A 19,235-nucleotide genomic window follows, 5' to 3' on the forward strand; every position below is an offset into this window, starting at 1 on the left:
TGCGCGTCCTTAGCTCAGCTGGATAGAGTACCTGGCTACGAACCAGGCGGTCGGAGGTTCGAATCCTCCAGGACGCGCCACTTTTTAGGGTTTCTTTTGTATCAATAGCGATCCTGATATTGACTATCGTTGATATCGAAAACTGCGCGTCCTTAGCTCAGCTGGATAGAGTACCTGGCTACGAACCAGGCGGTCGGAGGTTCGAATCCTCCAGGACGCGCCACTTATTAAAAAAAGCCCTGCTAGCAATAGCAGGGCTTTTTTGTTAACCATTTCTTAACATTTTTGAAACCTATCAATTACAACTTATTGTTTTTCATCTCAATTTCTGAATTTTTTTAAGCCTATCGCAGTATCAGTGTGCTTTTTAGCTTAACGTCAGAAAACACACAGTTATTTGTGCTTGTTTGGCGAGATATTACAGATTTATGTGATTTGTGTGACGAATAACTCCCTAGATTTGTGCATTATCCTCAATAGCACCTTAAACAAAATTGACAAAGTTTAACCAATCGAGATAATCCTAGACCTCTTGTCAGGATTTATTGTGAGTTCTGTACATCAGAAAGCCAGATTGAGTTTGGTTCACGTTAGCGTAGCGTTTCAATAAAACATGATGTTTTTAGCTATAGCCGATGCTGTTGTCAGAATGACAAAGAAAGGATGCAAAAATGGATACAATTGGAAGCCTGCTAGTAGATGCTGCCACCCTCATGTTTACGGGGATGTCGGTGGTGTTTATTTTCCTCACTATTCTTGTTTACCTCGTTCGGTTGATGTCAAAACTGGTGCCTGAAGAAGCACCTCAGCCGATCGCGACACCTAATCAAAATAACAAAGTTCAATTACCATCTTCTGCTGTTAGCCCGCAAATCGTTGCGGCCATTTCCGCTGCGGTACACCAGTACCGTGCGTCTACCGCTAAATAGCATTTGATAGGATTAAAAGGAGTTAATGAGCATGTCTAAACCACTCGCTTTAACAGACGTGGTCCTTCGTGACGCCCATCAGTCGCTATTTGCGACTCGTATGCGTCTAGAGGATATGTTACCTATCGCAGAGGAACTGGATAAAATCGGTTACTGGTCTCTCGAAACTTGGGGCGGCGCGACGTTTGATGCCTGTATTCGATTCTTGGGTGAAGACCCATGGGAGCGTTTACGTGCCTTAAAGAAAGCAATGCCTAACACCCCAATGCAAATGTTGCTGCGTGGTCAGAATTTATTGGGCTACCGCCATTACGCCGACGATGTCGTCGAAAAGTTTGTTGAACGAGCTCATGCCAATGGTATGGATGTGTTCCGTATCTTTGATGCGATGAACGATGTACGCAATTTTGAACAAGCAGTCAAAGCCACGGTTGATGTCGGTGCGCATGCACAGGGCACTCTGTCATATACGACCAGTCCTGTACATAACACCGAGACTTGGGTGGATCTTGCCAAGCGTCTGGAAGATTTAGGCTGTCACTCACTGTGTATCAAAGATATGTCAGGACTGCTTAAGCCTTATGAAGCCGAGGAGCTGATTTCACGTATTAAGTCATCTTGTGATGTCCCACTTGCGCTTCATTGTCATGCCACTACGGGTCTATCGACGGCGACAGCGTTAAAAGCGGTAGAAGCGGGGGTTGATATTCTCGATACTGCCATTTCTTCAATGAGCTGTACTTATGGCCATACTCCAACCGAAACCGTAGTAGCGATGCTGCAAGGGACCGAGCGTGATACCAACCTTAATCTCGATCAGATTGAACCGATAGCGGCTTATTTCCGTGAAGTACGCAAGAAATACGCTAAGTTCGAAGGTCAACTTAAAGGCGTCGATTCCCGTATCTTGATCGCTCAGGTTCCCGGTGGCATGTTGACCAATATGGAAGGGCAGCTCAAAGAGCAAGGCGCGGCTGACCGACTTGATGAAGTACTCGAAGAGATCCCTCGTGTACGTAAAGACCTCGGTTATATTCCTTTGGTGACTCCGACCTCACAGATCGTCGGGACTCAAGCGGTGATCAATGTTTTAACTGGTGAGCGCTATAAGAGCATCACCAAAGAGACCGCTGGTGTTCTTAAAGGTGAGTATGGCGTCGCGCCAGCTGAACTGAACCCTGAACTACAAGCGAAAGTGCTCAATGGCGGTGAGGCAATTACTTGTCGTCCGGCTGACTTGCTTGATGCAGAAATGGCGATGTTGACAGACGAGCTGTTAGCGAAAGCCAAAGCAGAAGGTATCTCGTTAGCAGAAGATACTGTCGATGACGTGTTAACTTATGCACTGTTCCCACAAGTGGGCCTCAAATTCCTGAAAAATCGTCACAACCCAGAAGCGTTTGAGCCAGCTCCAGGGCTTGAAGAGCCAGTTGCAGCTGCCCCTGTCGCTCAAGGTGGAATCGAGACTTACAGCGTTAAAGTGGATGGTCAAGTGTACGATGTTGAGGTCGGCCCACAAGGTCAACTGACGTCTGTCGCGGCTTCCGCTTCAGAAGCACCACAAACTGCCTCAGTGGCGCCAGCTGGTAATTCGGAAATGGTGCCAGCGCCGCTTGCAGGCAACATCTTTAAAGTCAATGTGCAAAGTGGTGTTCAAGTTGAAGAGGGTGATGTGTTATTGATCCTTGAAGCGATGAAGATGGAAACGGAAGTCCGCGCTGCTCGCGGCGGTATCGTGCAAGATCTTCACGTTAAAGAGGGTGATTCCGTCACTGTGGGTTCTCCTCTACTCAGTTTAGCGTAAGGGAGTCTCATGGAAGGATTAATGATCTTATGGTCAGAGACAGGGATCGCTAACTTTGAGTTCGGCCAGATCTGTATGATCTTCGTTGGCTGTCTATTGCTGTTTTTGGCGATTCGAAAAGGCTTTGAACCACTACTACTGTTACCGATCGGCTTTGGTGCGATCTTAGCCAATATCCCTAATGCAGGCTTTACAGACGAAGGTGGCTTGCTTTACTACGTTTATTACGTAGGGATTGAGTCGGGTATTTTCCCTCTGCTTATCTTTATGGGCGTGGGGGCAATGACCGACTTTGGTGCTTTGATTGCGAATCCGAAAACCTTGTGGCTAGGCGCTGCTGCGCAGTTTGGTATCTTTGCGACTCTGTTTGGCGCGATCTTGCTGAATTATGTTCCAGGTATGGAATTTAGCATGGCAGATGCGGCTTCGATTGCGATCATTGGTGGTGCCGATGGCCCGACGGCGATATTCCTCGCTAGTCAGTTGTCACCGGATCTACTCGGTGCAATCGCTGTTGCTGCGTACAGCTACATGGCATTAGTGCCGATTATTCAGCCGCCGATCATGAAGGCATTGACGAGCCCTGAAGAGCGCAAGATCAAAATGGCGCAGCTGCGCCACGTTGGTAAGGCCGAGAAGATCCTTTTTCCTCTCGCCGTATTATTGATGACGATTTTGTTCCTGCCAGCAGCTACACCACTGGTCGGTATGTTCTGTCTTGGCAACTTGATGCGTGAAGCTGGTGTTGTTGAGCGTTTATCGAAAACAGCGCAAAATGAACTGATCAACATTGTCACTATCTTTTTAGGACTTGGTGTCGGCTCAAAACTGCAAGCGGAAGAGTTTCTTAATATCGAAACTTTAGGCATCTTGGCACTGGGTGCGGTCGCATTCAGTATCGGTACTGCTGGCGGTGTGTTGATGGCCAAGCTACTCAACAAGCTGTCAAATGAAGACATCAACCCACTGATTGGTGCGGCAGGTGTCTCTGCGGTGCCAATGGCTGCCCGTGTGGTGAATAAAGTCGGTCTTGAAGCAAACCCACAAAACTTCTTGTTGATGCACGCAATGGGCCCGAATGTGGCCGGCGTACTTGGCTCAGCGGTTGCTGCGGGGGTTTTACTTGCCTTGGTTGGCTAGCTTAACGTAAATGTGAGCGGTTGATTAATTTACACTCAAGTGGTCAACACCGTGTAATAAATGGTATATATTCAAAGGGATGCTATCGCATCCCTTTTTTTATATCGATAGGGAAATGAACACATGGAAAACAAACAAATCGCAATCTCTCAATTTGGTGATCCCGACGTCCTTGTTACTCAAGTGTCACCTATTCCTGAACCTTTAGTTGGCGAAGTGGTGGTGAAAGTTCACTTCTCGGGTGTAAATCCTATCGATGTCAAAACGCGTGCTGGCTTAGGGTGGGCAGCGTCAGAAAATAAAGACAACCTCCCTTGGGTGCCCGGTTATGATATCTCTGGTGAGATAATCTCGGTGGGGTCGCAAGCTGAGCGTTTTAATATTGGTGATAAGGTGGCGGGCTTTATTGGTTTTCCATTGCAAGGTGGCGGTTATAGCCAATACCTCTCGGTGTCTGAAAGTGCGCTCAGTTTGGTCCCTAATGCGATCACACTCGAAGCGGCCGCTGCATTGCCACTCGCAGGGCAAACCGCGGTGCAAGCGTTAGACAAAGCTGGCGTTAAAGAGGGGATGCGTGTACTTATCTTAGCTGGGGCAGGCGGTGTCGGCCATATAGCGATTCAGGTTGCCATCGCGGCAAAAGCTGAAGTCTTTACCACCTGTAGCGAAGCGAACCTCGATTACATGGCGACCTTGGGCGCTCATGCGGTTAACTATAAGTTTTCGCCTGTTTCTGAACGTGTCGAAGAGGCAGATGTATTGATTGACCTTGTCGGTGGTGACGCGGCACTTGATGCCTTGAACTGTTTAAAGGATGGCGGCACCGTGGTTACCGTACCTACGCTCAGTGCTGAGCTTATCTGTGAAAAAGCCAAACTACTCGGCTTTAAGGCGACAGGGATGCTGGTTGATCCTAATCCCGAACAGCTAGATGCGCTACTTTACATGGTTAGTGTTGGATTGGTGAAAACCGAGATTCAACACATCTATCCACTCGATCAGGTCGCTGAGGCCCACAAGCAAATAGAAACGGGTCATACGCGGGGCAAGATCTTACTTGATATGCAATGCTAGCAGCGTTTAACAGCGCTTTTGAATCTTTCGCTCTGTGGTTTTCTGATTCGGCACTGTGGGTTCTTTTTTTCAGTGGGTTCCTCAGTGCCACTTTACTGCCCGGCGGCTCTGAAGCGGGGTTAATCGCAACACTAAGTCTCAATCAATATGCGACTTCGACCACCATTATCGTTGCTACCGTGGGCAATACCCTCGGAGGGCTAACCAATTATTGGCTCGGTTTATGGCTACCCAATCGAACTCAGAAAGAAAAACAGGGTCATAAAGCATTATTGTGGCTCAATAAATACGGTTATTGGACGCTTCTTTTGAGTTGGTTACCCGTTATTGGGGATCCACTGTGTTTGGCGGCTGGTTGGCTGCGAATGCGTTTTTGGCCATGTTTGTGGCTCATTCTTATCGGCAAGGCGCTTCGCTACAGTGTACTGTCTGCCGTTTATTTTGGTTTTTTCTAAGGGGATGTCATGAGAAAGTTTTGGCTTGGCGCTGTTTCTCTGGTTGCACTTTATGGTTGCTCTGCAAATACGTTAACCTCAGTGCCGTTTTTTTCTTCATTGCCGACAGGCGTTACTCTGATCGAAGAGGTAGAGGCGCAATCGGGCCAGGCAATGATTCCCTATACTAAATACCAATTGGATAACGGTTTAACGGTGATCCTTTCTCCGGATGACTCCGATCCTTTGGTGCATGTTGATGTGACTTATCATGTGGGCTCGGCTCGTGAAGAGGTTGGCAAATCAGGCTTTGCTCATTTCTTTGAACATATGATGTTCCAAGGCAGCGAAAATGTTGGCGATCAACAACATTTTAAAATTATTACTGAGGCTGGGGGGACATTAAATGGCACCACCAACCGAGATCGCACCAATTACTTTGAAACCGTGCCCGCTAACCAACTTGAGAAGATGCTGTGGCTCGAGTCTGACCGAATGGGCTTTTTACTCGATGCAGTATCGCAACGTAAGTTTGAAATACAACGTGATACGGTCAAAAACGAACGTGCGCAAAATTACGATAATCGCCCTTACGGTTTAATGTGGGAAAAAATGGCTGAGGCGATGTACGCCGAAGGTCACCCATATTCATGGCAAACTATCGGCTACGTTGAAGATTTAGATCGCGTTGACGTGAATGATCTTAAAGCCTTTTTCTTACGTTGGTACGGACCGAACAACGCGGTACTGACGATTGGTGGTGATATTGATGTTGAGCAAACGCTTGAATGGGTTAACCAGTATTTTGGTTCTATTCCAACAGGACCGGCGGTAGAACAAGCACCTAAACAGCCAGCGACCCTAAACCAAGACCGCTATGTAACGCTTGAAGATCGAATTCAACAACCAATGCTACTGATGGGCTGGCCGACGGTATACAACGGTGCAGAGCAGCAAGCGTCATTGAATGCGTTGGCGAATGTACTTGGCAGTGGCGCGAATAGCTTGCTCTATCAAAAGTTGGTCAAAACTCAGAAAGCGGTCGATGCTGGTGCATTTCAAGATTGTGCCGAGTTAGCGTGTACCTTCTATGTGTACGCCATGGCGCCATCAGGTGAACAAGGCGCGCTGCAACCGCTTTATCAAGAACTACTGCAGACACTCAATGAATTTGAAGCGCAAGGCGTCGATAAGCCACGTCTTGAACAAATCAGTGGCATGGCAGAAGCCAATGCGGTTTTCGCCTTGCAAAGTGTGCGCGGTAAAGTCTCTCAGCTTGCCTCTAACGAGACCTTTTTTGCACAGCCCGACCGTATTCAATCGCAACTAGAACAAATTCGTGCGGTTACTCCAGACTCAGTTATGGCGGCTTATAAGCAGTTTCTCAACGGTCATCACAAAGTGACCTTGAGTGTGGTTCCTAAAGGACGAACCGAACTCGCTGCGGCGCCAGCAGATTTTGTTACACCACAACGCACACTCCCTGAATATCAAAAAATTACTGATGATCAACTCTCTTATCCCAAAGCGATAGATGACTTTGACCGCTCGGTGATGCCAGAAGTTGCGCAAGCGGTTAAAGCGGAGATGCCAGACTTATATCGACTCTACTTCGATAATGGCGCTGAAGTGTTAGGCACGGTCAGCTCTGAAACGCCAACCGTACAGATCGAAATACGTCTCCCAGCGGGTGAGCGTTATGTGGAGAAAGGGAAAGAAGGGCTAGCGAACTTAACCGCAGCCATGATGGAGGAAGCGACGCTTGAGTCGAGTTTGGAGCAGATCCAAGCACGCTTAGATACGTTAGGCAGTAGTGTCTCGGTAAGCGCTGGTAACTACACCACCACGTTATCGGTGTCTAGCCTTGAAAAGCACCTTGCTGAGACGCTTGATATTGTTGAAGAGATGTTGTTTAAGCCCGCTTTTCGTCAGCAAGATTTTGACCGTTTACAAAAGCAGATGCTAGAAGGGTTGGTTTATCAACATCAGCAACCAAGCTGGTTAGCGTCTCAAGCGACTAGGCAGGTGCTGTTTGGCAATACGATTTACCAGCGTTCCAATGATGGTACCGAGTCGTCGGTTTCACAGTTAACGCTACAAGATGTTAAGCAGTTTTATAAGCGTCATTACACACCGCAAGGGGCGCAAATCGTAGTAGTGGGTGATATTACTAAGCGCCAGATCCAGCAGCAATTACACTTTATTGAACAATGGAAAGGTAAGGTTGCGCCTTTACTTCGTCCGCAATCTGTCCCCTTGTTACCAGCGCAAAAGATTTACTTGATTGATAAGCCTAGCGCACCGCAAAGTGTGGTACGCATGGTTCGCCAAGGTTTGCCTTTTGATGCGACAGGGGAAGTGTACTTGACTCAGTTGGCCAACTTTAATTTGGCAGGAAACTTTAATAGCCGTATCAATCAGAACTTGCGTGAAGACAAAGGTTATACCTATGGTGCGAGCGGTTATTTGGCCTCCAATCGTGAAGTGGGTGCGATTGTATTCTCTGCACAAGTTCGTGCGGATGCGACCGTTCCCGCTGTGATTGAGATGCAAAAAGAGCTTTCACAATACAGTCAAAATGGGATGACAGAAGAAGAGATGAAATTTTTGCGTTTGGCGGTCGGTCAACAAGATGCGTTAAAGTATGAAACGCCTTCACAGAAAGCGGGGCTACTCGGTAGTATCCTTGCTTATAGTTTGGATGAAGATTACCTCAAGCAACGAAACGAAATTGTTGAGACGGTAGACCAAGAGACACTAAATCAGTTAGCGAGTAAGTGGTTTAATCCTGATGACTACCAAATTATCGTTGTTGGTGATGCCAAAAGCTTAAAGCCTCAACTAGAAAGTTTACAGATTCCGATAGAAGAGCTTGAAATCATCCGTTAGAGTACACATAACGTAGTGCATAGCTTAAGGGTGATGTTAGTCACCCTTTATAAATTGTTTAGCCAGTTTGGTAGTGATACCAAACCTCTGATATAAGCGAACCTCATTTTGACTGATTTTGCTGCGCGACTAGAGCGAGTTGCACAAAACCCAGATGTATTTAAGAGTTTTGGACGAGGCGTAGAACGTGAAACTTTGCGCTACCACCAAGATGGTTACCTAGCAACAACGCCCCATCCAAGTGAGTTAGGATCGGCTTATGCCAACAATTGGATAACGACCGATTTTTCAGAGTCGTTGCTCGAATTTATTACCCCTGTCTCGCATGAGATCTCAACGCTTACCGCACAGCTCGAAGACATCCATCACTTTACCCAAACTAAGTTGGGTCAGGAAAAAATGTGGCCACTATCGATGCCGTGTTATGTGGGGAGTGAAGATGATATTAATCTCGCGGAATACGGCAGTTCTAACTCAGGTAAAATGAAAACGCTTTACCGTGAAGGCTTGAAACGCCGCTACGGTAGCTTGATGCAAATTATCTCTGGTGTGCATTTCAACTTTTCGTTTCCAGAGTCGTTTTGGCAACAACTGTTTGGTGAGCAAAACGAACGTGAACGTCAAGAGAGTAAGTCCCAAGCCTATTTTGGTTTGATTAGAAATTACTATCGCTTTGGTTGGCTGATCCCATACTTCTTTGGCGCTTCACCGGCACTGTGTTCCTCGTTTATTCAAGGGCGTGAGACAAAGCTGCCATTTGAATCGATTGGCGGCACCTTGTATTTGCCATACGCGACATCATTACGCATGAGTGATCTGGGTTACACCAACAGTGGGCAAAGTTCGCTAAAAATTGGTTTCAACAGCTTGGCTGAGTATCTAGATGGTCTCAATGCTGCCATCCGTACGCCTTCACAAGAGTTTGCTAAAATTGGCGTTAAAGTGGATGGCGAATATCGCCAGCTCAACAGTAACGTTTTACAGATTGAAAATGAGCTTTATGCTCCGATTCGACCAAAGCGTGTGGCTAAATCGGGTGAGAAACCCTCAGAAGCCTTAGCGCGCGGTGGGGTGGAATATATCGAAGTGCGTGCTTTGGATGTGAACCCGTACAGCTCGGTCGGAATTACCGAAGAGCAGGTTCGATTCTTAGATCTTTTCTTAGCTTGGGCTACGTTGAGCGATTCAGAGCCGATGGATTACTGCGAGCAATCCTGTTGGCGTGAAAATTGGAACAAGGTCATTGTAGAAGGGCGTAAGCCGGGGCTAGAGCTGCAAATCGGCTGTAAGGGTGAAGTATTGACGCTACAGGCGTGGGCAAAACGTGTCTTTGTGGAAATCGCACAAATAGCTGAGCGTATGGATAAAGCCCAAGGTGGCTATGCTTATCAAGAAGTGTGCGAAAAACTACTGACCTGGATTGATAACCCACAATTGACCATTTCAGCCCAGTTACTCGAAGACACCAAACGTTTAGGTGGATTAGGCAAAGTCGGTTGCACGTTCGGTAATCAGTATCGTCTGCAACATCTTGACCATCAATATCGTATTTACAGTGCTGAGGTGATGGAGCAAGAGGTTGAACGTTCTCGTGTGGCTCAGGCAGAAGCGGAAGCGGCCGATACACTCAGCTTTGATGACTTCCTCGATAACTATTTCACCTACTTAAAAGCATAGCAGCGCTTACCCAGCAAATAGAGCGTTAACAAGGAATAGCGGTTTACCACATACTTGGTGTAAACCGCACAATAATAGCAAGCAAATGAGACAGCCCGCATGGGTTGGAACAATGGAGAGGGACAATGCCGTTATTAGATAGTTTTACCGTTGATCATACGAGAATGAATGCACCTGCAGTTCGTGTTGCCAAAACCATGACAACGCCAAAGGGGGATACCATTACGGTGTTTGATCTTCGCTTTACTGCGCCAAATAAAGATATTTTATCTGAAAGAGGGATTCATACACTTGAGCACCTCTATGCTGGCTTTATGCGTAATCACCTAAACAGTAATGATGTTGAAATCATTGATATCTCACCGATGGGCTGTCGTACTGGATTTTATATGAGCCTAATCGGTACACCTCAAGAGCAGCAAGTGGCAGACGCTTGGTTAGCGGCGATGAAAGATGTACTTAAAGTGGAAAGCCAAAATAAAATCCCAGAACTCAACGAGTATCAATGTGGTACGGCAGAGATGCACTCGCTTGATGAAGCTAAGCAAATTGCTGAGGCGATTTTAGCGGCAGGTATTTCAGTCAATAAAAACGATGAGCTTGCACTTCCAGAAGCGATGTTAAAAGAGCTTAAAATCGACTAGTTACATCGGTAAATAAGCAAGGAAGGGATGATTACCCTTCCTTTTTTTTGCATGTTAATTTGCTTGGGGTAATACCACGACTTCGGTTTTCGCCCAAATATCGTGGAAGCCACGCTTTTTCGGGTCTAGTGGTACGGTTAAGTTGGCCAAGCCAAATCCCGAAGTACCAATACGAATCAGTGCCTGAGTGACTGAAATGGCACTGCCGTTAGGGTTACGCAGTTGTAATTTCCACGCTCGCATTCCTAACGTTTGACCTGCGCGAGTCCAGAAAAAAACGAAGAAGTAGATCCAGACAAAAGCAAGATAAGCGGTATAAATCGGGCTCCAAATAGGATGGCTAGTGAGAAAGTCACTCACATCTGCGTAGCTGCCGACACTAAATATCCCCATCGCCATTAAAGCGTGCAGTATGGCAACCACCACTCCTGCCGCCATCATCTCGACGGCAATAATAATTAATCCATCATAAAAAAGTGCACCTAAGCGGCGTAATAGACCTGCTGGTGGTAAAGAGTCAATCGTTGACATAAAAGTTGCTTACCCAAAGTAAAATAAGGCGAAAGAATATAGTCTCTTTTTCAATCTGAAAAGAGACCTTGCGCACAGCTTATCGATTTGTGGCGATTTTATCAGCAAACGACAATTAATTCAGTCTTTTGCACTTGCACGAATGCCTCGCATACGTATAATGCCAATCATCAAAGGGCAAAGCCCCAAGATGCCGGTGTGGTGAAATTGGTATACACGACGGATTCAAAATCCGTTGCCTTCGGGCGTGGCGGTTCAAGTCCGCCCACCGGTACCATACATAGAAAGGTCGCTTTTATAGCGGCCTTTCGTCGTTTTAGGGCTAAGCAAATCGATTCTTTTATGGTGAGGACCGGAGTGCTTGTTCAATCTTCCGTTTATCACAACTTACTCAACCTCGAGAATCGTGGTTCTACTTGCTGCTAATGTCCGTAGTATTGACGCGTTATAAGCTAGCGCTCGTTTACCCAACTCACCTTCCTCAACAGGGCAAGTTATATATCTAAGTACACGATAAATAGTCAGTTTAAACTGATTCTGTCATGGGGTAGCGTACTGTTTTGTCACCGTATTTACTTTGTTCAGCTATAAATTTGACTCGACGAAGATGAGGCTAAACTCTTCTGTCTTCGTTTGTGATCTGTCACAAGTCGTTACACTGAGTAGGGTAGTGGGGCTTTACATCTTGTCTGAGTAAAGGAACAATCCGGTCTGTAGCCTAAATCAAATGGCCTTTAAATTGGATGATTATGAGTAACACTGCAACGAAAAAAAATAACCCTTTGTTTGAGGTTGTCTTCAACGTCTTCTTACCTTCGATCATTTTGATGAAGCTCAGTGGTGATGAGTACCTAGGAACCGTAATGGCACTGACTGTGGCGTTGGCTTTCCCAGCAGGTTATGGTGCGATGGAGCTGATTCGTCATAAGAAGTTCAACTTTATCGCAGCATTAGGATTCATCAGTGTGTTGTTAACAGGCGGTATTGGTTTATTTGAGCTTGATACGCGTTGGTTAGCATTAAAAGAAGCTTTGATCCCGGGTTTGATTGGCATCGCTGTGCTGGTCTCGACTTATACGCGCTACCCAATCGTCAAAAAAATGCTTTTCAACGATACGGTATTAAACCTTGCGTTGATTCAACAGCGTTTATCAGAGGCGGGCAATGAGGGTAATTTTGAACGCTGTTTGACGATCTCAAATTACCTGTTTGCGAGTACTTTTATCTTTTCATCAGCGATGAACTATTTTCTCGCCACTTGGATCGTCACTAGCCCGGCGGGTACTGCAGAGTTCAACGAGCAACTAGGTAAATTGACACTGTACAGCTACCCGATGATTGCGATTCCTAGTATGTTGATGATGATTGGTATTTTCTATTACGTTTGGCGTCAAGTGCGCAAAATGACTGGTCTCGAAACCGAACAAATCTTTCACCTCAAATAATCATAAAATGCCCCGCCGACACAGCGGGGCATTTTATTAGGTGATCTTAAAGCGTTGGCTGAGTTGTGACAGACTTTCCGTCGACTGAGCAAGTGCGGTGATCGAAGTATTCTGAGCATCAGATTGTTGAGCAATAACCGAGCTCGACTGGGACACTTCAGACATGTTGTGTTGTAGTCCTTCTAGTGATTGATGTTGCTGAGAGACTGAGTTAGCCACTTGTTCAATTTGTTGATTCACCGTAAGTACATGGCGGGATATATTTTCAGTGGTGCTGATAATGCTTTCTACTGCCTGATAGACGTGTTGCGAAAACTCAGTCATGTCATCGATATTGCCAGAAGAAAGTTTGATCGCCTGCTCAAGTTGACTCAACGATGAACCGATCTCTTCTACACTGCTGTTAGTGCGATTGGCCAGTTGCCTTACTTCATCTGCAACCACAGCAAACCCTCTCCCTGCCTCTCCAGCTCGCGCGGCTTCAATCGAAGCATTGAGTGCTAACAGATTGGTTTGTTGAGAGATGCTAGTGATGGCTTCAAGAATTTTATGAATGCTATCGGCGTTGCTGACCACTTGAGTAATGTTGCCTTGGGTTTGCTCAACAATATTGTTCATCCGTTGCAAGCGGCTTTTGCATTGCTCCGATTCTTCAATTGCTTCAACACAAAGATCAGCTGAGGTTTGTGCGCCTTGATGACATTGTTGAGTTGTTTGCGCCACGTCGGCAAAAGAGTGACTTATCTCTGAGACCGTTAATGACACTTGTTGAATGGTTTCGCTATTGCGAGAAATTTCCCCATCAATATTGGCGGTTTTGTCGATAAACGTTTCCGAGACTTGAGTCAGCTCTTGCACCGCTTGGCGTTGAATGCGTGCGGTTTGTTGCAATTGGAGAATAATCTGATTGAAGCGTTGATAAAATGGGTCGCGATCTTCTAATTCTACATCAAGGTTAAATGAGGACTGCTGGACTACTTGACCCACAGTATGATTAACATACGCCAGCCTTTGTAAATTTCTATTCAGGTTGATACACGCATAGATCGAAATAGAAGCTTGGAAAATGGCATACAAACAGTGCTCAATGACCATCATGAAACTGCTGTTCGGCGGAAAGATATAAACGCCGTAACCTGAGCTTTGTAACCAAAAAAACATAACATGATGCACGGCTGCGGCAACAAGCGCGTGTAGTACCATCAACCAGTCGTTAAACAACATCATCAAAGCGAGCAGAATAAAGACCTCGAAATGAAGCATGATATCTCCAGAGGCTTGATCTATGTGTAGGGCGACAAAGCCATAGATGAGGTATGGCAGCAGGTAGCGAGCGTGGTGAAATTGGTTAACGATCAATACTGCAGCAAACAGAGCCGCGGTGATCACAAGGTCGATGGTTGAAAAGCCGTACCTAAAGAAATAGACCACCGATAGCACCACCAATGGGATTGTGATTACCAACGTCTTTTGCGTAAAAGACAATTCTTGGTCGAGTTTGAGCATAGTAGTTTCCGCTTATTTGTCTGTGGTACTTTTGGGATGGGAAAAATAGACAAAAACCAACAATCACAGATTGTTGGTTTTAAGTTTAGTGCATTGACAGTAATTTAGTACTTAAGTTGTCGTCACATGGATCACTAGTTTTGTTTGCGAATCAGGTAATCAAAGGCACCTAAGCTTGCTTTTGCCCCTTCACCCATCGCGATGATGATCTGTTTATAAGGTACGGTGGTTGCATCGCCAGCGGCAAATACACCCTCTAGGCTTGTTTCGCCATGGTGACCAACTTCGATCTCTCCGCGCTGTGACAGTTTGACGTCAGAATCTTTGAGCCATTCTGTGTTTGGCACTAAACCGATTTGAACAAAGATACCTGACAGTTCAATCTGTTTGATTTCATCTGTGTTGCGGTCTTTGTATTTCAAACTAGTAACGCGTTTGCCATCACCAACCACTTCAGTAGTTTGAGCCATTGTGATGATGTCTACGTTTGGTAGTGAGTTGGCTTTATCAATCAGTACTTGGTCTGCGCGCAGTACATCAGCAAACTCAAGAACCGTTACGTGCTCAACGATACCAGCTAGGTCGATAGCCGCTTCGATACCTGAGTTACCTCCGCCGATAACGGCAGTTTTCTTGCCTTTGAATAGAGGGCCGTCACAGTGTGGGCAGTAAGCCACGCCTTTGTTGCGGTACTCTTGCTCACCCGGAACGTTCATTTCACGCCAGCGTGCACCTGGGCTTAGGATGACACTCTTACTTTTCAGCGTTGCGCCACTTTCAAGTTGAATGTGGATCAAACCATCATCAGTGTGGGCTGCGCCCATTAGCTTATTGGCTTGCTGCTCAGTCACGACATCTACTTCGTATTCTTTTAGGTGCTCGGCGAGATCGGTTGCCAGTTTTGGGCCTTCAGTGCGCTTTACCGAAATGAAATTCTCAATTGCCATCGTGTCCATCACCTGACCACCAAAGCGTTTTGCTACTATACCAGTGCGAATACCTTTACGAGCGGCGTATAGTGCTGCAGCGCTACCACCAGGACCACCACCAACAACAAGTACATCGTATGGAGCTTTTTCATTCAGTGTTTTCGCTGCTTTCTCACTCGCACTGTCATCCACTTTGTTTAGAATTTCAGTTAAAGACATACGGCCTTGGCCAAAGAGCTCGCCGTTCACGAATACGCTTGGTACTGCCATGATCTCGCGTTGCTTCACTTCATCTTGGAAGAGTGCACCGTCGATCATGGTTGCTTTTACTTTCGGGTTGATTGCCGCCATCATGTTGAAGGCTTGCACCACGTCAGGACAGTTCTGACACGACAGAGAAATAAAGACTTCTACCTCTAGCTCTTTGTCTAGTGCTGCGATTTGCTTGATCACTTCTGGCTCTAGTTTGATTGGATGGCCGCCAGAGTGGAGTAGCGCAAGAACCAACGAGGTAAACTCGTGTCCCATTGGCAGGCCAGCAAATCTAAGCGCTGTGCTCTTACTCGGGTTAGACACCGTCATTACTGGCTTACGCTTACTTGCTGAGTCGTCACGAACCACGGTGATAAAGTCACTCAGCTCTGCAATTTGGTTGGCAAGCGATAGGATGTCATTTGACGCTTTGCTTTCATCTAGGCTAACCACTAGACGAACATCTTCTTTTACGTTGGCTAGATATTGTTTTAGTTGTTGTTCAATAGCTTGGTCTAGCATGGGTTACATACCTTTTAATGATTATGCTGGATAAAAACAATTGAGGAGAGAGCAAATCAGGCCGAAGGTCGTCAAGGTATCTAACCTGGAATGCTCTCTTATTTAGACGCTAAGCTAGCTAGGAACTCAATGCGCGCTTAGCGTGTACAATCAGTGGCTTAGATTTTGCCAACTAGGTCTAGTGATGGTGCGAGCGTCTCTTCGCCTTCTTTCCATTTCGCAGGGCAAACTTCACCTGGATGCGCTGCTACATATTGAGCGGCTTTCACTTTACGTAGTAAGTCTTCTGCGTCACGACCGATACCTTCAGCAGTGATTTCCATTGCTTGGATAGTACCTTCTGGGTCGATTAGGAAAGTTGCACGGTCTGCAAGACCTTGACCTTCACGCATCACACCGAAGTTGTTTGTGATGTTACCTGTTTGGTCGCCAAGCATGTAGTAGTTGATCTTACCGATGGTATCTGAGCTGTCGTGCCACGCTTTATGAGTGAAGTGAGTATCGGTTGATACTGAGTACACTTCTACGCCACGTTTTTGTAGCTCTTCGTAGTGGTCCGCTAGGTCACCTAGTTCAGTAGGGCAGACGAAAGTAAAGTCTGCTGGGTAAAAGAAGAATACCGCCCATTTACCTAAAACATCTTGTTCTGTTACTTCAACAAACTCGCCGTTTTTGAATGCTGTTGCGCTAAATGGTTTGATTTTCGTGTTAATCATCTCGTTACTTTCCTTTTAAATTATTGGATGAGCAATGTTCGTTGCTTTCGGAAAGTATATTCACATGCACGCTAGATTAAATAAAATTGCTTGTATCAATCCTATTGATAGGCAAATCCTATTAATCTGTATTGTTAACGTCAAGGATCTCACTTGAAGACTCTTTTTTATTTATTTTTCCGCAGGTTACGAAGTTGTCGTCTATCTTTATAAAAATAACTAATGGACGATATCTATGTATCAAGTGACACCGTATCTGTTTTTTTCTGGCCGCTGTGAAGAGGCACTTAGCTTTTATCAACAATGTTTTGGGGGGGTTGTGCTGTCGAAACAATATTTTAAAGATGCGCCTCAACGCATTGAGGGGGCAGACCCAAACTGGATTATGCACGCGGAGTTTGAAGCATTTGGCATGAAGTTGATGTTATCGGATGGGGTTGTGGCTCGTGAGTTAAGTGGTAACAATATCTCGTTGGCGGTTGTGTTGGACAATCTTGATGAACAAGCGCGCTTGTACGATAAGCTTTCTACGGGTGGGCATATCATGATGCCGCTAGCCGATGCTTTTTGGGGCGGACGCTTTGGCAAGGTTGAAGATCAGTTCGGCGTTCGTTGGATGCTGCACTGTGAACTCGTCAAGTAATACAATCTAGTAAAGCTAGTGCTACAGTTTATCGAGTTCTCAATAGTAAACATCTATGGTGAATTTAAACTCACCTTCATCTAGAATTACCCATCAGTTTATTTATCAAAGTTGTATTAAGTTCGTGGCGAGTATCAAAATAACAGTAGATAGGTTGCAACCAGGCTTGCATATTCGACTTCCAGTAAAATGGAACGATCATCCCTTTCTGTTTAATAGCTTTAAGATTAAAGACCAAGAGCAGATCCTAATGATTCGTCACTTAGGCATCAAGCATGTGTTTATTAATCCTGCCCAAAGTGATACTCAACCGTTACCACCTAATGATGATGTGGCCCGCAAAGCCGACGAACAAGGTAAAGAAGAACAGATTGATTTGGAAGCGCAAAAGCTTTGGAAAGAAAAGCAAGACCGAATAGAAAAGCTCAATGCTTATCGACGTCGAGTGATCAGTTGTGAGAAAGAGTTTGAACGTTCCTTATCAAGAATGCGCGCAGTGATGAACAAAATTCGCAGTCGTCCAGAGCAGGCGGTTGATGAAGCAACGTTATTGGTCAATGACATTGTTGATAAATTAATGAGTGATGATAACGTCACGCTGCATTTAATGAATGGCAAAAGTGAATTTGAAGATATCTATTTTCACTCATTGAATGTGTCTGTAGTTGCGATGATGGTTGCGAAAGCGAAAAAGCTCGATGCCAATAAGATAAAAGAAGTCGCGTTTGCGGCGTTGTTTCATGATATGGGCAAAGTGAAGATCCCTACAGCGATATTACGTAAACAAACACGGCTAACTGAACCTGAAACTAATTATCTTAAACTGCACACTAAATATGGGCTTGATATCGCGGCCAATATGAATTGCTTTCCAGAAAGTGCTCGCACCGTCATTGCTCAGCATCACGAGATGAATGATGGGTCTGGTTATCCAGATGGCTTAAAGGAAGAGCAAATTGATGAATTGACACAAATTATTTCGGTCGCCAACGCCTACGATAATTTGTGCCACAGTAATGTACCGTCCGAACAGAAAATACCTTATGTTGCACTCTCTCATCTATATAAGAACTGCAAACATCTCTATAACCACGAAAATCTCGGCCTATTGATCAAGTTTATGGGCATCTACCCGCCAGGCACGGTGGTTCAGTTGTCGAATGATATGGTGGGGTTGGTCATTTCAGTTAATGCGAAAAACATTCTTTTCCCAAACGTGCTTATTTACGACCCCTCTGTTCCGAGGACACAGGCTCCTATCATTGACTTAGCAGAAAAAGAAATAAAGATAGTGAACGCTATCTTACCTAATAAGCTGCCTGATAAAGTGCGTGAATACCTCAACCCGCGCTCTAGGGTTTCATACTTTTTTGATTCCGATGAGTAGTTATCCACAGCGAGTGGTGGATAAGGCCTGAGTAAGCTGAGAGTAAAGTGGGTGTAAAACAGTGCCTGATTAATTACTGTTCGGTTGGGTGTTTTTTACAGAAAAACTGCATTATTTTTCTTGCCTTCCAAATCGAACTCCCTATAATGCGCATCCACTGACACGGCAGACGCCACAAGGCTTCAGCAATGTTAGGTGAGGTAAAAAGTTCTGAGAAAATTAATTTGAAAAAGTATTTGACTCTTCAAATTATCTCGCTAGAATTCACCTCCGCTTTGAGAGAAAACATTCTCGCAAAGCAACGCTCTTTAACAATATAAACCTATCAATCTGTGTGGGCACTCGTTGATGATAATCCAATAGGTTATTGCTTAGGCAATGACCGTTTCTTCGGAAACACATTGGGTTCAATGAACTGAGTGACCAATACGAATAGCTACTTGTAGTTATTTGGCACAGTCAATTCATTATCATTCTGTTGGAATGATAATAGCTTTAAAATTACCGTTTACTTTCGAGTAAGCGCAGTTTTGAAGTCAGTATTCATTGAGCCGAAAAAACTTAAATTGAAGAGTTTGATCATGGCTCAGATTGAACGCTGGCGGCAGGCCTAACACATGCAAGTCGAGCGGAAACGACAACATTGAGCCTTCGGGTGATTTGTTGGGCGTCGAGCGGCGGACGGGTGAGTAATGCCTGGGAAATTGCCCTGA

The 19,235-nt window shown here is 45.5% G+C and carries 15 protein-coding genes, 3 tRNA genes and 1 rRNA gene; 15 read left to right on the forward strand and 4 right to left on the reverse strand.

What is annotated here, in order from left to right:
* The first annotated feature begins 3 nt into the window (after window positions 1–3).
* The 10 genes from BS19_RS14225 to luxS all read left to right on the forward strand — a co-directional run bounded on the left by BS19_RS14225 (window position 4) and on the right by luxS (window position 10,591).
* Window positions 4–80, forward strand: a tRNA-Arg gene (locus BS19_RS14225).
* Window positions 81–146: 66 nt separating this feature from the next.
* Window positions 147–223: transfer RNA gene (locus BS19_RS14230), tRNA-Arg, on the forward strand.
* Between the two features lie 448 nt (window positions 224–671).
* Window positions 672–929 carry an oxaloacetate decarboxylase subunit gamma gene (locus tag BS19_RS14235; RefSeq protein WP_038176123.1) on the forward strand — a complete coding sequence of 86 codons (258 nt, stop codon included), beginning with the start codon at window positions 672–674 and terminating at the stop codon, window positions 927–929.
* A 31-nt stretch (window positions 930–960) separates the two neighbouring features.
* Window positions 961–2,733: a sodium-extruding oxaloacetate decarboxylase subunit alpha gene (gene oadA, locus BS19_RS14240; protein ID WP_038176125.1), complete on the forward strand. Its 1,773-nt coding sequence runs from the start codon at window positions 961–963 to the stop codon at window positions 2,731–2,733.
* 9 nt (window positions 2,734–2,742) lie between these two features.
* Entirely contained in the window at window positions 2,743–3,873 is a 1,131-nt protein-coding gene (locus tag BS19_RS14245; protein WP_038176126.1) for a sodium ion-translocating decarboxylase subunit beta, read from the forward strand.
* A 123-nt stretch (window positions 3,874–3,996) separates the two neighbouring features.
* A complete protein-coding gene (locus BS19_RS14250; protein WP_038176128.1) occupies window positions 3,997–4,947 on the forward strand; it encodes an NADP-dependent oxidoreductase in 951 nt (316 codons plus the stop codon).
* Complete coding sequence (locus BS19_RS14255) at window positions 4,941–5,402, forward strand: YqaA family protein (protein ID WP_038176130.1); 462 nt, start codon at window positions 4,941–4,943, stop codon at window positions 5,400–5,402. Before BS19_RS14250 ends, BS19_RS14255 begins: the two co-directional genes overlap by 7 nt.
* Before the next feature lie 9 nt (window positions 5,403–5,411).
* Window positions 5,412–8,270: a M16 family metallopeptidase gene (locus BS19_RS14260; protein WP_038176131.1), complete on the forward strand. Its 2,859-nt coding sequence runs from the start codon at window positions 5,412–5,414 to the stop codon at window positions 8,268–8,270.
* 108 nt (window positions 8,271–8,378) lie between these two features.
* Window positions 8,379–9,947 carry a glutamate--cysteine ligase gene (gene gshA / locus BS19_RS14265; RefSeq protein WP_038176132.1) on the forward strand — a complete coding sequence of 523 codons (1,569 nt, stop codon included), beginning with the start codon at window positions 8,379–8,381 and terminating at the stop codon, window positions 9,945–9,947.
* A gap of 125 nt (window positions 9,948–10,072) precedes the next feature.
* A complete protein-coding gene (luxS, locus tag BS19_RS14270; RefSeq protein ID WP_038176134.1) occupies window positions 10,073–10,591 on the forward strand; it encodes an S-ribosylhomocysteine lyase in 519 nt (172 codons plus the stop codon).
* A 54-nt stretch (window positions 10,592–10,645) separates the two neighbouring features.
* Here luxS and BS19_RS14275 read toward each other — a convergent pair whose 3' ends face one another.
* A complete protein-coding gene (locus BS19_RS14275; protein ID WP_038176135.1) occupies window positions 10,646–11,122 on the reverse strand; it encodes an RDD family protein in 477 nt (158 codons plus the stop codon).
* A gap of 192 nt (window positions 11,123–11,314) precedes the next feature.
* On the opposite strand from BS19_RS14275, the gene BS19_RS14280 reads away from it, so the two are divergent.
* Both BS19_RS14280 and BS19_RS14285 read left to right on the forward strand, forming a co-directional pair.
* Window positions 11,315–11,399, forward strand: a tRNA-Leu gene (locus BS19_RS14280).
* A gap of 472 nt (window positions 11,400–11,871) precedes the next feature.
* Window positions 11,872–12,567, forward strand: coding sequence for a VC0807 family protein (locus BS19_RS14285; protein ID WP_038176136.1), 696 nt, complete (start codon window positions 11,872–11,874; stop codon window positions 12,565–12,567).
* Window positions 12,568–12,603: 36 nt separating this feature from the next.
* Here the strand turns inward: BS19_RS14285 and BS19_RS14290 are convergent, their stop codons facing one another.
* The 3 genes from BS19_RS14290 to ahpC form a co-directional block, all read right to left on the reverse strand.
* Window positions 12,604–14,073 carry a methyl-accepting chemotaxis protein gene (locus tag BS19_RS14290; RefSeq protein WP_038176138.1) on the reverse strand — a complete coding sequence of 490 codons (1,470 nt, stop codon included), beginning with the start codon at window positions 14,071–14,073 and terminating at the stop codon, window positions 12,604–12,606.
* Window positions 14,074–14,207: 134 nt separating this feature from the next.
* On the reverse strand, window positions 14,208–15,776 hold the full coding sequence (ahpF, locus tag BS19_RS14295) for an alkyl hydroperoxide reductase subunit F (protein ID WP_038176139.1): 1,569 nt from the start codon (window positions 15,774–15,776) through the stop codon (window positions 14,208–14,210).
* A 158-nt stretch (window positions 15,777–15,934) separates the two neighbouring features.
* Window positions 15,935–16,492, reverse strand: a complete 558-nt coding sequence (gene ahpC, locus BS19_RS14300) for an alkyl hydroperoxide reductase subunit C (protein WP_038176141.1) — start codon at window positions 16,490–16,492, stop codon at window positions 15,935–15,937.
* Window positions 16,493–16,727: 235 nt separating this feature from the next.
* Here ahpC and BS19_RS14305 point away from each other — a divergent pair, with 235 nt between their 5' ends.
* From BS19_RS14305 to BS19_RS14315, 3 genes are all read left to right on the forward strand, one after another.
* Entirely contained in the window at window positions 16,728–17,135 is a 408-nt protein-coding gene (locus BS19_RS14305) for a VOC family protein (RefSeq protein ID WP_038176143.1), read from the forward strand.
* Window positions 17,136–17,259: 124 nt separating this feature from the next.
* Window positions 17,260–18,522 (forward strand): HD-GYP domain-containing protein, encoded by a 1,263-nt coding sequence (locus BS19_RS14310; RefSeq protein WP_038176144.1) that lies wholly within the window; start codon window positions 17,260–17,262, stop codon window positions 18,520–18,522.
* 563 nt (window positions 18,523–19,085) lie between these two features.
* Window positions 19,086–19,235: ribosomal RNA gene (locus BS19_RS14315) — 16S ribosomal RNA — on the forward strand; the annotation flags it as partial.

Source organism: Vibrio pacinii DSM 19139 (assembly GCF_000711795.1).
GTDB lineage: Bacteria > Pseudomonadota > Gammaproteobacteria > Enterobacterales > Vibrionaceae > Vibrio > Vibrio pacinii.

Bases quoted from the DNA above. Each gene is read 5' to 3' on its own strand.
- luxS (WP_038176134.1), top strand. From the start codon at position 10,073: ATGCCGTTATTAGATAGTTTTACCGTTGATCATACGAGAATGAATGCA.
- BS19_RS14260 (WP_038176131.1), top strand. From the start codon at position 5,412: ATGAGAAAGTTTTGGCTTGGCGCTGTTTCTCTGGTTGCACTTTATGGT.
- BS19_RS14250 (WP_038176128.1), top strand. From the start codon at position 3,997: ATGGAAAACAAACAAATCGCAATCTCTCAATTTGGTGATCCCGACGTC.
- BS19_RS14245 (WP_038176126.1), top strand. From the start codon at position 2,743: ATGGAAGGATTAATGATCTTATGGTCAGAGACAGGGATCGCTAACTTT.
- BS19_RS14235 (WP_038176123.1), top strand. From the start codon at position 672: ATGGATACAATTGGAAGCCTGCTAGTAGATGCTGCCACCCTCATGTTT.
- BS19_RS14290 (WP_038176138.1), bottom strand. From the start codon at position 14,073: ATGCTCAAACTCGACCAAGAATTGTCTTTTACGCAAAAGACGTTGGTA.
- BS19_RS14285 (WP_038176136.1), top strand. From the start codon at position 11,872: ATGAGTAACACTGCAACGAAAAAAAATAACCCTTTGTTTGAGGTTGTC.
- BS19_RS14305 (WP_038176143.1), top strand. From the start codon at position 16,728: ATGTATCAAGTGACACCGTATCTGTTTTTTTCTGGCCGCTGTGAAGAG.
- BS19_RS14275 (WP_038176135.1), bottom strand. From the start codon at position 11,122: ATGTCAACGATTGACTCTTTACCACCAGCAGGTCTATTACGCCGCTTA.
- ahpF (WP_038176139.1), bottom strand. From the start codon at position 15,776: ATGCTAGACCAAGCTATTGAACAACAACTAAAACAATATCTAGCCAAC.
- oadA (WP_038176125.1), top strand. From the start codon at position 961: ATGTCTAAACCACTCGCTTTAACAGACGTGGTCCTTCGTGACGCCCAT.
- ahpC (WP_038176141.1), bottom strand. From the start codon at position 16,492: ATGATTAACACGAAAATCAAACCATTTAGCGCAACAGCATTCAAAAAC.
- BS19_RS14255 (WP_038176130.1), top strand. From the start codon at position 4,941: ATGCTAGCAGCGTTTAACAGCGCTTTTGAATCTTTCGCTCTGTGGTTT.